The 14,555-nt window shown below is 44.5% G+C and carries 11 protein-coding genes; 1 reads left to right on the plus strand and 10 read right to left on the minus strand.

The genetic code is table 11. The annotated features are described in order from the left end of the window. Positions 1-52: 52 nt before the first annotated feature. From MN869_RS13055 to MN869_RS13065, 3 genes are all read right to left on the minus strand, one after another. The gene (locus MN869_RS13055; RefSeq protein WP_243307989.1) at positions 53-2,005 is read right to left on the minus strand and encodes a 2-oxo acid dehydrogenase subunit E2; all 1,953 of its coding nucleotides are present in this window, start codon (positions 2,003-2,005) and stop codon (positions 53-55) included. A gap of 2 nt (positions 2,006-2,007) precedes the next feature. Continuing rightward, positions 2,008-4,725, minus strand: a complete 2,718-nt coding sequence (gene aceE, locus MN869_RS13060) for a pyruvate dehydrogenase (acetyl-transferring), homodimeric type (RefSeq protein WP_243307990.1) — start codon at positions 4,723-4,725, stop codon at positions 2,008-2,010. Between the two features lie 204 nt (positions 4,726-4,929). After that, positions 4,930-5,631, minus strand: a complete 702-nt coding sequence (locus MN869_RS13065) for a M23 family metallopeptidase (RefSeq protein ID WP_005201593.1) — start codon at positions 5,629-5,631, stop codon at positions 4,930-4,932. Between the two features lie 105 nt (positions 5,632-5,736). On the opposite strand from MN869_RS13065, the gene MN869_RS13070 reads away from it, so the two are divergent. Next, on the plus strand, positions 5,737-6,177 hold the full coding sequence (locus MN869_RS13070; protein ID WP_004803613.1) for a hypothetical protein: 441 nt from the start codon (positions 5,737-5,739) through the stop codon (positions 6,175-6,177). 98 nt (positions 6,178-6,275) lie between these two features. Here the strand turns inward: MN869_RS13070 and lpxC are convergent, their stop codons facing one another. The 7 genes from lpxC to murG form a co-directional block, all read right to left on the minus strand. Next, positions 6,276-7,178, minus strand: a complete 903-nt coding sequence (gene lpxC, locus MN869_RS13075) for a UDP-3-O-acyl-N-acetylglucosamine deacetylase (protein ID WP_004803611.1) — start codon at positions 7,176-7,178, stop codon at positions 6,276-6,278. A gap of 111 nt (positions 7,179-7,289) precedes the next feature. Then, entirely contained in the window at positions 7,290-8,471 is a 1,182-nt protein-coding gene (gene ftsZ / locus MN869_RS13080) for a cell division protein FtsZ (protein ID WP_243307991.1), read from the minus strand. A 164-nt stretch (positions 8,472-8,635) separates the two neighbouring features. Further along, complete coding sequence (gene ftsA, locus MN869_RS13085) at positions 8,636-9,898, minus strand: cell division protein FtsA (protein WP_243307992.1); 1,263 nt, start codon at positions 9,896-9,898, stop codon at positions 8,636-8,638. Positions 9,899-9,959: 61 nt separating this feature from the next. Continuing rightward, positions 9,960-10,817 (minus strand): cell division protein FtsQ/DivIB, encoded by an 858-nt coding sequence (locus MN869_RS13090; protein ID WP_171550855.1) that lies wholly within the window; start codon positions 10,815-10,817, stop codon positions 9,960-9,962. A 6-nt stretch (positions 10,818-10,823) separates the two neighbouring features. After that, positions 10,824-11,750 carry a D-alanine--D-alanine ligase gene (locus MN869_RS13095; protein ID WP_243307993.1) on the minus strand — a complete coding sequence of 309 codons (927 nt, stop codon included), beginning with the start codon at positions 11,748-11,750 and terminating at the stop codon, positions 10,824-10,826. A gap of 39 nt (positions 11,751-11,789) precedes the next feature. Continuing rightward, positions 11,790-13,235: a UDP-N-acetylmuramate--L-alanine ligase gene (murC, locus tag MN869_RS13100; protein WP_243307994.1), complete on the minus strand. Its 1,446-nt coding sequence runs from the start codon at positions 13,233-13,235 to the stop codon at positions 11,790-11,792. 13 nt (positions 13,236-13,248) lie between these two features. After that, the gene (gene murG, locus MN869_RS13105) at positions 13,249-14,346 is read right to left on the minus strand and encodes an undecaprenyldiphospho-muramoylpentapeptide beta-N-acetylglucosaminyltransferase (protein ID WP_243307995.1); all 1,098 of its coding nucleotides are present in this window, start codon (positions 14,344-14,346) and stop codon (positions 13,249-13,251) included. Positions 14,347-14,555 lie beyond the last annotated feature (209 nt).

Genomic DNA, 14,555 nt, shown 5'->3' on the forward strand with positions numbered 1-14,555 from the left:
GCCTAAAAACAGAAAACCCCGCTTCTGCGAGGTTTTCCAAGTTCAAAAATAATTAGAGCAATAAACTACGAATATCTTTTAACAATTTAGTCAGCTTATTGGTAAAACGCGCTGCATCGGCGCCATTAATCACACGATGGTCATAAGACAATGACAACGGCAACATTAAGCGCGGATCAAAGTCTTTACCATTCCACACAGGTTGCATCGTGGCAGGTGAGATACCTAAAATCGCAACTTGCGGCCAGTTCACCAATGGTGTGAATGCTGTTCCACCAATACTGCCTAAGCTGGTAATGGTAAAGTTGGCACCTTGTAGATCTTTCGGTGACAATTTACGATCACGGGCTTTTTGGCTGAGTTCAGCCAATTCTGCTGCAATCTGCTTAATTGATTTTTGATCCGGATTACGCAATACAGGCACTGTTAAGCCATCTGGAGTCGCAACTGCAATACCCATATGAATTTCGTTACGCAACAACACTGACTTCTGATCATCAGCCAAATGCCCAGCAAAGTACGGCTCTTCTTTTAACAAATGTGCAACCGCTTTGGCAATAAAGGCCAAAATAGTTAAGCTCAAACCTTGCTTTTTAAAGCCATCTTTCAGTTCACCGCGCCACCCTTCAAGCTCGGTAATATCCGCCAAGTCAAACTGTGTCACTTGTGGAATGAAATTATTCAATGACAATTGCGGTACAGACACTTGCTGTAAACGCGTCATCGCTTTCACTTCACCGCCACCAAATGCATTAAAGTCTGGCAACTTTGGTAAGCCTGAAGCCACTGCTGCAGCTTGTGGGGCAGCGGCGGGTTGTGGTGCGGTCAGACGTGTTTTCACATAGGCAAAGACATCGTCCTTCATCACACGACCGTGCTCACCTGATGCTTTGACCTGTCCAAGAACCACACCTAACTCACGTGCCAGTTTACGCACGGCTGGACCCGCGTAGACTTTGGCATTGTCTGCTTCTTGCTGTTTAGTCAACTTCTCAGCTTGTGCAGGTTCAGTTGGTGCCGCTGTCACAGTTGCCGTTGGTTTTGCTTGCGCTGTCGTTGTTACTGGTGCAGAAGGAGCTTGAGTTTTTGGTGCAGATGCTGGAGCAGCAGCCTGACCACTCACTTCAATCGTTGCCAAAGCCACGCCTTGACGCACTTCTTGATTGGCAGAAACATGAATCGCTTTCACAATCCCCGCTACCGAGCTTGGCACTTCAACCGATGCCTTGTCCGACTCAACCACGCATAAGCTTTGTTGCGCTTCGACGCGATCACCCACATTGACCAGAATTTCTGAAACAAGTGCTTTTTCTACACCTAGATCAGGCACTTCAATTTCAACATTACCTGTTGAGGTATTCGTTGCAGTTGGTGCTTCTGTTGTTACTACTGGCGCTTCTGTTTGAGCGGGTGCTGCTTGTGGTTCTGGTGCAGCAGCCGAACTCGCAGTCTTGACCTGAATCAAGACCACGCCTTCCTTAATGCTATCGCCTTCTTTGATTTGAATGGCTTCAACCACACCTGCAACCGAGCTTGGTACTTCTACAGTTGCCTTGTCAGATTCAACCACAACAATACTTTGTTCAGGTTCAATCTGATCACCCACTTTGACCAACACTTCTGCAACCAACGCTTTTTCTACACCAATATCTGGAACTTTTACATCCACAATCTGGCTTGAAGTCGCTGCTGGAGCAGCAACTGGTTGCGCTTTTGTTTCAGCTGCCACAGGTTTTGCTTCGGCTTTCGGTGCTTCGTTCACAGGTGATTCAGCAGCAGACTCAGACTCTAATTCAATGAGTGCGACACCTTCAGTGACTTCATCGCCCTGTTGAACCAGAATACTTTTCACGATACCTGCCGCAGTACTTGGTACCTCTACCGTTGCCTTATCTGATTCTAGAACCAGAAGACTATCGTCAACTGCAACATGGTCGCCTACTTTGACTAAGATTTCTGCAACCAGTGCTTTATCTACGCCAATATCAGGTGCTTGGATTTGCATGATTATTTCCCCTCACCTGTTTGCGTTTCATTGTATTCAGCAACGGCCTGAACTTCTGGATGCGCTTGTGGCGCCCACGCCACTGGACGGTCCGTATCTAACTCAAAGTTAGAAATTGCATCTTTGACTAAACGTGCGTCTACTTCGCCTTCATCCGCTAATTTTTTCAATGTCGCAACCACGATATGTGCAGCATCAACCCCAAAGAAACTACGTAAGTTGGCACGTGTATCTGAACGACCGTAACCATCTGTACCTAATGCAACAAATGGACGACCATCCGGAAGATATGCACGGATCTGTTCGCTGTACGCACGCATATGGTCTGTCGCAGAAACGACGATACCTTCTGTTCCACGTAACTGTTTAGATACCCAAGATTCTTTCACATCTTCAGTCAGTGGGTGTAGGCGGTTGTATTCTTCACATGCCATACCATCACGTGACAACTCATTGAAGCTGGTTACGCTCCACACGTTTGAGTGAATCTGATATTCATCACGCAAGATTTTCGCCGCTTTAATCACTTCACGCAGAATGACACCTGATCCCAGTAATTGAACCGTTGCTTTTTCATCTTTTTCGAACAAGTACATACCACGTTTAATGCCTTCCTCAGCGCCTTCTGGCATTGCAGGATGCTCGTAGTTTTCGTTCATTACGGTTAAGTAATAGAACACTCGCTCTTGGTTCACATACATCCGTTGTAAACCATCGTGTACGATCACAGCCAATTCATAACCAAAACATGGATCATAAGATACACAGTTTGGAATAGTGTTCGCCAAGATATGTGAATGACCATCTTGGTGCTGTAAACCTTCACCGTTCAATGTGGTACGGCCAGCAGTCGCACCAAGCAAGAAACCCTGTGCCTGTGCATCACCAGCAGCCCATGCAATATCACCAATGCGTTGGAAACCAAACATTGAGTAGTACATGTACATTGGAATCATCGGCAAGTTATTGGTTGAATAACTGGTTGCCAACGCAGCCCATGCACTCATCGCACCCGCTTCGTTAATGCCTTCTTGAAGCATGTGACCATCACTTGCTTCACGGTAATGCATTAACTGTTCTTGGTCTTCCGGAGTATATTTTTGACCGTGAGCGGCATAAATACCGAGCTGACGGAACATCCCTTCTAAACCAAAAGTACGCGCTTCATCTGGGACGATTGGTACGACGCGGTCTTTAATTGCTTTTTCTTTCAGTAAAGCCGCAATTAAACGCACCATCAGCATCGTGGTCGATTGTTCTTTACCACCGGAACCATTTAATACAGCATCAAATACAGAGAGTTCAGGAATCGCTAAAGTGTCACTCTCACGACGACGTGCTGGTAGGTAACCCCCTAATGCTTCACGACGCGCCTTCATATACTTCATTTCTGGAGAGTTTTCACTTGGGCGGTAGAATGGGAGTTCTTCTAACTTATCATCTGTAAATGGCAGGTTAAAACGGTCACGTACATATTTCAAAGAGTCGATCTGCATTTTTTTGATTTGGTGAGTTTTGTTCACCGCTTCAATTTCCTCAGACAGACCGTAACCTTTAACCGTTTTCGCAAGAATAACGGTGGGTTGACCTTTGGCTTTCATTGCTTCTGCATAGGCAGCAAAAACTTTGTACGGATCATGACCACCACGGTTAAGATTATCGATATCTTCATCACTTAAATCTTTGACCAGTTCCGCAGCTTCTGGATACTTGCCAAAGAATTTCTCACGGGTATATGCACCACCTTTTACTTGATAGCGCTGATATTCACCATCAACTGTTTCGTCCATGACCGCTTTTAAAGCGCCTGAATTATCTTGAGCAAGGAGTGGATCCCAATGACGGCCCCACACCACTTTAATCACACGCCAGCCCGCACCACGGAATAAAGATTCTAATTCTTGAATAATTTTACCGTTACCGCGTACAGGACCATCGAGACGCTGTAAGTTACAGTTCACCACCCAAATGAGGTTATCAAGCTTTTCACGACCAGCAAGTGAAATTGCACCCGTACTTTCTGGCTCATCCATCTCACCATCGCCAAGATAAGCCCAGACTTTACGATCTTCTTCTTTGATCAAACCACGATTCATCAAATACTTTTGAATGTGTGCTTGGTAAATCGACATAATTGGACCCAAACCCATCGATACGGTTGGGAACTGCCAATAGTCCGGCATTAAATAGGGATGCGGGTAACTCGGAAGACCATTGCCACCCACTTCACGGCGGAAATTATTTAATTGATCTTCAGTTAAACGCCCTTCCAAGAACGAACGTGCATAGATACCAGGAGCACAGTGACCCTGATAATAGATCATATCACCGCCAAAGTTATTGCTGTTTGCGCGGAAGAAATGGTTGAAGCCCACATCATACAAAGTTGCAGATGATGCGAAACTTGCAAGGTGACCACCGAGGTCATCGCCTGTTTTATTGGCACGTAATACCATCGCTAAAGCATTCCAGCGAATCAATGCACGGATACGGCGTTCCATATCCTGATCACCAGGCATCGCTGGTTGCTCTTCAACTGAAATGGTGTTGAGGTAAGGTGTATTTAAGCGCTGGATTGGCACATGTTTCGCAATTGCCCGTTGATAGAGTTTTTCTAGTAAGAAGGCAGCACGTTCCGTGCCCATATGTTGTAATACTGAATCAAATGCTTCTTGCCATTCTTGGGTTTCTTGCGCGTCAGAGTCGCCATAAAACGCCATACAATTCACCTTTTCCCTTAAGTTATTTGTCGACCCTATTTTTATCATGTTTTGCTGTGATAGAACTATTGCCCCAGATGAATGCAAAACGCCTTATTATTTTCTGACAAAATAGTCATTGACCTAAATGAAACAAAACACATAAAAAATCGCCAATAAAGGCGATTTTTTTGAATATTTATATACAACTGTTAACAAATTACATTAAGGCAACATTGCTAAGTAAGTTGATGGATTTTTACGTTGGCCATCTTTTACAACTTCAAAGTGTAAATGTGGTCCAGTACAACGACCTGTACAACCGACATTGGCAATATGCTCACCAGCACTGACGCGATCACCCGCATTCACGATTAAACGTGATGCATGGGCATAACGAGTGATATAGCCATTACCATGATCAATCTCGACATACTGACCATAGCCTGTACCCCAACCCGACTTCGTCACGACACCAGGGCCAGTTGAGTAAATTGGCGTACCAGAGGGTGCAGCAAGATCAACACCAGAGTGATGACGTGTTGAACCTAATAGGGTGCGGTTACCCCAAGAAGAGCTGACTCGACCTTCTTGCAATGGATGACTCACTAACCAAGAATAACCTGTGTTTGCAGAGAATGAAGGGGCGTTGTCTTGAGATGAAATCGCTGAACGACCATATTTCTTCTCAATCGTTGCATTGTTCAATTCAATGGTTTTTTCACGTAATTTAACTGAGACATTCGATACGGCTGGCAGATCCATATCAGCAGAATGAGTATAAGAACCTTGAGCTAAGGTTTTTGATAATTGCTCTAAGCGGTCATCACCTGTGGCTTGACCAATGTTCTGATAATCTGCGAAAGCAACCGAAGCAGCTGAAGCAGCCAACGAAAATGCGAGTAAAATACGACGCGTATGATGCATAAAAAACCTCTTGAAACCGTCCTTCAAACGTTCCTTTATCATCTGTTCCTTGATAACAGCTGAAGCAAACGCTTAAGATGGACACATCACCTCCGAGGAAGTTCTATGTCTGACCCTAACAACGTTTTCCAACAGAAAGGACAACACATAAAAACTGGAAACTTAACGTTTCTGACGACGCAAGTCACACAATGGAAACAACTTACGAAAATTATTCAACCTTTACTGCCCCAACCAGAGCAATGGCAGGTTGTTTGTTATCAACATGGTGTGTTGATCATCACTGGTGAAAATCAAGCAATGATTAGTCAACTCAGCTATTTACAAAGCCACTATGTTGCGCAGTTAGCTCAGCTCGAAGGACTCAAGGAATTACGAAAAATTCAAGTTCGGTTAAGAAACAAAACAGTTGTCTCTCGTGAACCCTCTCCCCCAACAAAAACACTAACATCAGAGACCCAAGAGCAATTGCGCAGCGCCGCTGAATATGTGAGCGACCCTAAGCTTAGCCAAGCTTTACTACGTTTGGCAAGCAATAAAAAGTAAACTTCATATATTAAGTGTTGGAATACACACTCTTTTTATGTGACAAAATTCTCATATTCATTTGTTATAATATAACATAGGCAATAAAAGACAATGACTTATGTCACACTCACATAAGGAATTGGACAATCACTCTCGTTATTAAATGTTACAATTTCATAGCTGCTTGGGTCGTTTTGAACATTGCGTAATAGCTGATTGTTCAGCGCATGCCCTGATTTATAGCCATCAAACTTGGCAATAATTTGATGTCCAAGCAAATATAAGTCTCCGACCGCATCTAGAATTTTATGACGTACAAACTCGTCGGCAAAGCGTAAACCTTCTTCATTGACCACACCTGTGTCATCAACACCAATCGCATTTTCAAGACTCGCACCTAAAGCCAGATTATTGGCTTTTAAATAGTCCAAATCTTTCATAAAGCCAAAAGTTCGCGCCTCACTCACTTCGTAGACGAAAGTTTCCGTCGAGAAGTCGATCGTGGCTGATTGATATTCTTTGGCAAAGGCAGGATGATCAAAATCGATGGTAAAGTTCAGCTGAAAACCTGAATGTGGTGAAAAAATGGCCTTCTTGTCGTCAATTAAAGCCTCAACAGGCTTTAAAATGCGAATGAACTTCTTTGGCGCGTCTTGCTCCGCCAATTCACCTTGCATCAATAAATAAATAAAAGGTCCTGCACTGCCGTCCATAATCGGTACTTCGGATGCAGAGACTTCAACAATCAGATTATCAATTCCCAGTCCTGCAATCGCACTCATGACATGCTCAATCGTACCGACTTTGATATCTTCACGGACCAGATTCGAGCACATAAAGGCTTCTTGAATCAATAAAGCATTGGCGGGAAGGTCAATCGGGGGATTTAAGTCGATACGGCGAAAGACAATACCTCCATCAATATGATGTGGAACAAAATTAATCAGCACCTTTTGACCACTGTGCAGACCAATACCGCTCGCTTTCACCACACGTTTGAGAGTACGTTGTTTCAACATGCCATACCAACTTCATTTGCAAAAACCGATATAACTTAGCATATTTTGCCATTTTAAAAAAATAAAAAAGGGGGTAATTACTTACCCCCTTTCTCTAAATATATGATTTTATTATTTACGCTGTTGATTTTTCAGATAGTCTTGAATGCTCATTGGCGATGAACGTGGCGTAGAACTTGCCGTTGCGCCGACTGGTGCATCCGTATTTGCACGTTTGCTGATCGCAGGAACATCATCTTCATCAACAGGTTGCTGAGCTGCTTGAGCAGACGGTGCATGTAAAACTACAGCACGTCTTTTCTGATCAACTTCACTTGCATTACGCGTTAAGCCAGTTGCGATAACAGTCACACGAAGCTCATCACGCGCATCCGGATCAAATACCGTACCATAGAAGATCTCACCTTCATCCAAATCAACGATCTGGTTGACGACATCCGTAATGATTTCAGTTTCACGCAGGGTAATATCATCCCCACCCGTAATGTTAATCAATACACCTTTTGCATTAATAATATTCACATTATCAAGCAATGGGCTACGGATTGCTTGCTCAGCAGCTTGGCGAGCACGATCTTCACCACGACCTAAACCAGCACCCATCATGGCATAACCACGTGTACTCATCGCTGTTTTCAAGTCAGCAAAGTCAAGGTTAATATGACCACGGTTTACCACAAGATCAAAAATACTACGTACTGCATTCAGCAACACATCATCTGCCTTTTTATAGGCATCTTTCATTGAAATATCACCATAAACGCTGAGTAAGCGCTGGTTTGGAATGATGATCAATGAATCAACATGTGCTTCTAAGGCATCAATACCCTTTTCAGCAGACTTTTGACGACGACGGCCTTCAAAGTTGAATGGTGTAGTCACCACACCTACGGTCAGGATACCCATCTCTTTAGCAACTTCTGCAACCACTGGTGCAGCACCTGTACCTGTACCACCACCCATGCCGGCAGTGACAAACACCATGTCAGTACCTTCAAGATGCTGACGAATCACTTCACGACTTTCTTCCGCTGCGATTTGACCCACTTCTGGATTCGCGCCTGCACCTAAACCACGTGTACTTTGTTCACCCAATTGAATTTTGAATGGAGCGTTCATGCTATCCAATGCTTGTTTGTCTGTATTTGCACAAACGAACTTTACACCTTGGATATCAGATTGCGCCATGTGCTGCACGGCATTACCGCCACCACCACCAACGCCAAATACTGTGAAACGGGCTTGACCGTTGCCATTGTCTAGTTCATCTTCTATAAATTCAAATGAGGCCATGACCTTTAGATTTCCTAATATTAATGGCAGTTACTTCAGCCCGTTACTGCCCTGATTTTTAAACAACTGATGTTTAGGATGCTGTTCAATAATCGCTAGCTTGTCAAGTACAGTGGCTGATTTAGAACAACTTCCTAACAAATTTTCCCAAAAATAACTACAACTTAAAAGATGGCCTTTAATTTGCTATTTAATGCATTCCAACCATTGGCAACACGATCAACAAAACTACGATCATTTGCTTCTTCTGGCTCTTCAACCGTATCTTGCAAATCACTTTGGCTAAACATCAACAAGCCAGATGCAGTTGCGTACATTGAACGACGCAATGCAGCTAAATGTTGATCATCTGCATAAACCTGTAATGGCGGGTTGCCCAAATGCGCAGACACCCCCAACATTCGACGTGCCAAATTCACCATACCTTCAATTTGACAAGAATCGCCTGTGAGGACCACACCATGATAGAGACCATGAATCGCACCGCTATGTTCCAATTCTTCACGGATTAAAGTAAAGATTTCTTCATAACGCGCAATGATGATTTCTGCAAGCTCAATACGACTGATGGTTTGCGTACCATCAATCCCCTGCACCTGAATCATGTGATCAGGTTTCACCACACTCAAATCAACACAACCATGTAAAATCTTGATGCGTTCCGCTTCTTCCGTGGTGGTCTGCAAAACGGCAGCAATATCACGCGTCACATTCTCACCACCACGCGGCAAGGTCCGTGCTAAAGCCAAACGGCCATCCAGATACACCGCGATATTGGTAATACCTGCACCGATGTCAACCAGACACACGCCATATTCTTTTTCGTCTTTGAGCAGACTCGCTTCAGCGGTTGCCAAGCAAGACACCACCATTTTCTCCACCCCGATATTCGCCCCTTTCATGGCACGATCAAGGTTTTGCATGGTACTGATCGGCATCATCATTAACTGATAATGCCCCGTCATACTATGCGCCGACATATTGACTGGGTTTTGTACCCATTCCGCTGAATCACCCAACTCAAAACCCAATGGCACAGCACTGGCAAGATAGTAATCTGGCGAGACATGACTGGCTTTGGCCAACTCTAGCGCACGCACCACTTCATTTGTCGTAATAATATGATCGTGGTTGGCAACAGGCGTACGGCCTGAGGCATAAAAACTTTGTAATTCAGTACTTGGAATCGACACCCACGCACTATGAATACGACACTCAGCCATATCCTCGGCTTCGGATACCGCATTCTTAATCGCCGCAATGACCTTGTCTAAGCTAACAATCTTGCCTTTAACCATACCTCGGTTGCGAGCAGTTGCCATGCCAATGACTTGGATCTTATCTGGTGCATGGATCTTACCAATCAAAACTGAGACTTTATGAGTCCCAATATCAATCGCAACAACTGAGGGAACAGCTTCACTCATTACTTCAATACCATATCTTTAGTGTTGTTTAGGACGATTGCCCTTTATTTTAAGCCACGTATTATGGCTTTGCCTGAATTGCCCCTGCAAGGCTTGTGTCATCAATCGTTACAACTAACTGACCGTTGACAATCTTCGGCGGAGATGCGTTTTTCCACTGAATGGCAAGACCATTCCGATAACGCAAATCAATTGCCGTGATTTTTGACCATACAGGTTTTAAATCCGTTTGTGCCAAATGGCTTAAGCGTTGCAGCTTATTCATGGTCTGATCTTGGTCTACAATAATCCGTAAGCCCGAATCAAACTGCATGAACCACGTCATACGCTCGGTTAAATACAATTCTTTTAATCTCAAATTCGCTGGATGAAATAACTGATTAATTTCATTATAGCGACGCATCATCATTTTGGATTGGCTGGCTGGCCCATGTAAAAGCGGCAAGTTTGGATGTGCGGTTGGCACGGCCTCACTAAATACATCGCCATTGTCACTGAGCAAACGCCCTGTTCCCCAACGTGCAATCGCATGGCGCGGCATCACCCGTACCCGAATTGCATTTGGCCAAGCCCGTGACACTACCACACGATCAACCCATGACACTTTTAACGCTTGATCTCGAATTTGTTCTAAATCTGAAGTGAAATAGTTATCTTTAATAATTGGACTCAGATATTGAACCAACTGTTGGTTCTCAATATCAGAATTGGTTCCAACCACCTGCAACTGCGCCGCTCTTGCATCGGTCATGACTTTATATAAGCCAAACAAACCCAATCCCAAAACAGCAAACGCAATCACCAGCAAGATCCAACCGCCCGCATTCACCATTTTTTGTTTAGGCGAAGGCGGTTTCTCGTGAATCGAGCTAATGGCTGGCCGCGTTTTACGGCGCATCGAGGCAGGAAGCTGAGCCATAAATCGTTAAGCCGACGTAGCTAAGGTTTGCTCTAAAATTGCAACACAGAGCTGATCAAAACTATAACCTACAGCTTGCGCTGCTTTTGGCACTAAAGAGTGACTGGTCATTCCCGGAACAGTATTCACTTCCAACAACCAGAAGGCACCTTGCTCGTCTTGCATCGCATCAATACGACCCCAGCCTTCAGCACCGACCGCCTGGAAAGCACGTAAGCACAATGCTTGTAAGCTTTTCTCTTCTGACTCGCTTAGACCACAAGGAATGCCATATTCCACATCATTACGCTGATACTTTGCTTCATAGTCATAGAAGGCAACGTCTGCGGGTGGTTGTAAACGAATCACCGGTAATGGCTGACCATTCAAGAATGAAATGGTGAATTCACGACCTGTGATCCATTTTTCTGCCATCACCACTGCATCATGCTGCGTGGCTTTCTCAATCGCTGCAGCAAAGTCTTCAGCTTTTTCAACCTTACTCATGCCGACACTTGAGCCTTCATGTACAGGTTTGATAATTACTGGCAAGCCCAATTCAGCAATTACTGCATCAAGATCGGTATCTTTAGTGACAATACGATAAGGTGCTGTTGGCAAATCACTGCCTTGCCAGATTTGCTTGGTTTTGACTTTATCCATGCCGATCGCTGAACCTTGCACACCCGTACCAGTATAAGGAAGGTTTAACCACTCCAATACACCTTGGATCTGACCATCTTCACCACCACGACCATGCAATACGATAAAAGCACGATCATAAGCAACCAATTCAGTCACACTACGATCTTGTGGGTCAAATGCTTCTGCCTGAACGCCCGAACGTAATAACGCCTCTAAAACAGCTTGACCGCTGTCCAATGACACAGCACGCTCAGCCGACTTCCCACCAAACAACACAGCAACTTTGCCGAATTTTGCAGCATTTGACACGTTTATATCCTTAAAACTTTTAATATTCACAAAACAAAATTATTTGGCATACAAGCGATGCTGAGCCAATTCTACCGAAATTGCGCCAACGTTACCCGCGCCTTGTGTTAATAACAGGTCATTTGCTTGTAACACTTTTTGTAAAACGTTCGGTAAATTGCCTTCCACTGGATCAACCAAAATCGGCTCAACATCACCACGTAGACGAATACTACGCGCCAAAGCACGACTATCAGCACCCACAATCGGCTTTTCACCTGCTGGATAAACTTCCAGTAATAACAACTGATCCACTTGTGATAACACATCAACAAAGTCATCAAAACAATCACGGGTACGGCTAAAACGGTGCGGCTGGAACAGCATCACTAAACGACGGTCTGGATGGCTGGCACGCGCTGCCTTAATGGTTGCTTCAACTTCTTTTGGATGGTGACCATAGTCATCCACCAATTTCACCAAGCCTTCATCAACCTCAAATTCACCCTGAACTTGGAAGCGACGACCGACACCACTAAAACCTTCTAAGGCACGGCAAATCGCGCCATCAGACACGCCTTCATCAGTTGCTACACCAATCGCAGCCAATGCATTCAAGACATTATGCAAGCCAGGTTGATTAATGGTGACACGCAATGGCTCACGGTCTTTACGCAATACGGTAAAATGCGACTGCATACCTTCTTGTGCAACATCCACCGCACGGATGTCATTGTCTTCAGCAAAACCATAGGTTAAGACTGGACGACCAACACGTGGCAGAATCTCACGAATATTGGCATCATCGCCACAAACCACAGCCAAGCCGTAGAATGGCAAGTTATGTAAGAACTGAATAAAGGTATCTTTTAACTTATCAAAGCTGCCCTCATAAGTATCCATATGATCCGCATCGATATTGGTCACGATCGCAGCCATCGGTTGCAAATACAAGAATGAGGCATCTGACTCATCCGCTTCTGCCACGATAAAACGGCTTTCGCCCAATGCAGCATTTACACCCGTACTATTCAGCAAACCGCCAATCACATAAGTCGGATCAAGGTTTTCTTCTGCCAACATGGTGGTCAATAAGCTTGTCGTTGTGGTTTTACCATGTGTTCCGGCAACCGCAATCCCGTGGCGGTAACGCATCAACTCACCCAACATTTCCGCACGGCGTACAATCGGGGTACGTTGTTCAATGGCTGCTTTAATTTCTGGATTTTCAGGATCAATCGCCGTCGACACCACCAGTACATTGGCATTTTTAATATTGTCAGCTGAATGACCAATAAATACTTTAATCCCATTGGCTTCGAGTTGAGCCGTGGTTTTCGACGCTTTAATGTCTGAGCCTGAAATTTTATAACCTTGGTTACTCAATACTTCGGCAATACCGCACATCCCCGCACCACCAATACCAACAAAGTGGATATTTTTAATACGGCGCATTTCTGGCACTTTAATCAGCTTTTTGGCTTGGCTTGGATTTGTAGGAGACATAGATAAACTCGAATTACAATTTTTTAATCAGATCAACCACATGCTGTGTTGCATTCGGTTGTGCTTGTTGACGTGCTTTAACTGCCATTTCAGACAGGAGTTGGCGATTTAATAAGGTTGCTAACAACTCATCCAAAACAGCAGGTGTCATGTCTGCTTGCTGGCAAATCTTGGCAGCACCTGCATTGGCCAAAAATTTCGCATTTGCGGTTTGGTGGTCATCTACCGCAATCGGTAAAGGAACAAAGATTGCAGCCAAACCTGCGGTTGCCACTTCTGTTACCGTTAAAGCACCGGCACGACAAATAATCAAATCAGCTTCACTATAAGCCTTGGCCATATCCTGAATAAAAGGTTCAACCTGAATATTCAAACTGGCAGGGGCATCTTGATACAGTGCACGCGTGGCATCTTGCTTGTTTTGACCGCATTGATGAAATACCTGCAGCGGCACAGTGACCTTTTTCAAGGCCTCAGGCAAACGCTCATTCAGTGCCTGTGCACCCAGTGAACCACCCACAATCAAAACATTCAATGGCAGTTGTTCTTGTTCGCGAGTTTGATAGCGCCAAGAAGGATTCAAAATCGCAGTGATTTCCGCACGTACCGGATTGCCGGTGGTCACGACTTTATCACTGTTTGGGAAGGTATTTGGAAATGCCTGACATACGGTCTTGGCAATACGTGCCAATTGAGTGTTGGTAAAGCCTGCAATCGCATTTTGCTCATGAATCACGACAGGAATACCGAGTAAACGTGCAGCCAAACCACCTGGGCCTGCCACATAACCACCGAAACCCGCCACAGCATCAATCTTGAGCTGTTTCATATAGCGCATAGCGCTTAAAGTCGCTTTTAAAATTTTAAACGGTGCACTGATTTTACGTAACAGGCCATTACCGCGTACACCTTGAATATCAATCTGATAAATCGGAATATTTTGATCTTTGAGTAACCGATTTTCCATTCCTGTCGGAGTTGCCAGCCAAGAGACCTGACAGCCCTCTTGTTGCAGTTGTCTAGCAACAGCAAGTGCAGGAAAAACATGTCCACCTGTACCAGCGGCCATCATCATGACATGTTTAGGTTTGTTTTGTGGGGAATTGGTCACGGTGTAATTCTTCAACTCAAAAAAGAAGGTTATCGTCTATTGTTTTCGGCAGTTATTTTAATCCTAAAGCTTCATTCACGAAAAGCGAATTTCACCTGTTTACAACAGAAAGCTGTGCTTTTTTCGATTCTTTGTTAAAAACAAGGTTCTGCCGATATACAAAAGCCCGTTTGCCTGCCAATTATGCTGACATTCAAACGGGCAATTCG

It is taken from the genome of Acinetobacter sp. NIPH1876, assembly GCF_022808535.1.
GTDB lineage: Bacteria > Pseudomonadota > Gammaproteobacteria > Pseudomonadales > Moraxellaceae > Acinetobacter > Acinetobacter higginsii.

Coding starts and splice junctions, on each gene's coding strand:
- MN869_RS13055 (WP_243307989.1), bottom strand. CDS start 2,005: ATGCAAATCCAAGCACCTGATATTGGCGTAGATAAAGCACTGGTTGCA.
- aceE (WP_243307990.1), bottom strand. CDS start 4,725: ATGGCGTTTTATGGCGACTCTGACGCGCAAGAAACCCAAGAATGGCAA.
- MN869_RS13065 (WP_005201593.1), bottom strand. CDS start 5,631: ATGCATCATACGCGTCGTATTTTACTCGCATTTTCGTTGGCTGCTTCA.
- MN869_RS13070 (WP_004803613.1), top strand. CDS start 5,737: ATGTCTGACCCTAACAACGTTTTCCAACAGAAAGGACAACACATAAAA.
- lpxC (WP_004803611.1), bottom strand. CDS start 7,178: ATGTTGAAACAACGTACTCTCAAACGTGTGGTGAAAGCGAGCGGTATT.
- ftsZ (WP_243307991.1), bottom strand. CDS start 8,471: ATGGCCTCATTTGAATTTATAGAAGATGAACTAGACAATGGCAACGGT.
- ftsA (WP_243307992.1), bottom strand. CDS start 9,898: ATGAGTGAAGCTGTTCCCTCAGTTGTTGCGATTGATATTGGGACTCAT.
- MN869_RS13090 (WP_171550855.1), bottom strand. CDS start 10,817: ATGGCTCAGCTTCCTGCCTCGATGCGCCGTAAAACGCGGCCAGCCATT.
- murC (WP_243307994.1), bottom strand. CDS start 13,235: ATGTCTCCTACAAATCCAAGCCAAGCCAAAAAGCTGATTAAAGTGCCA.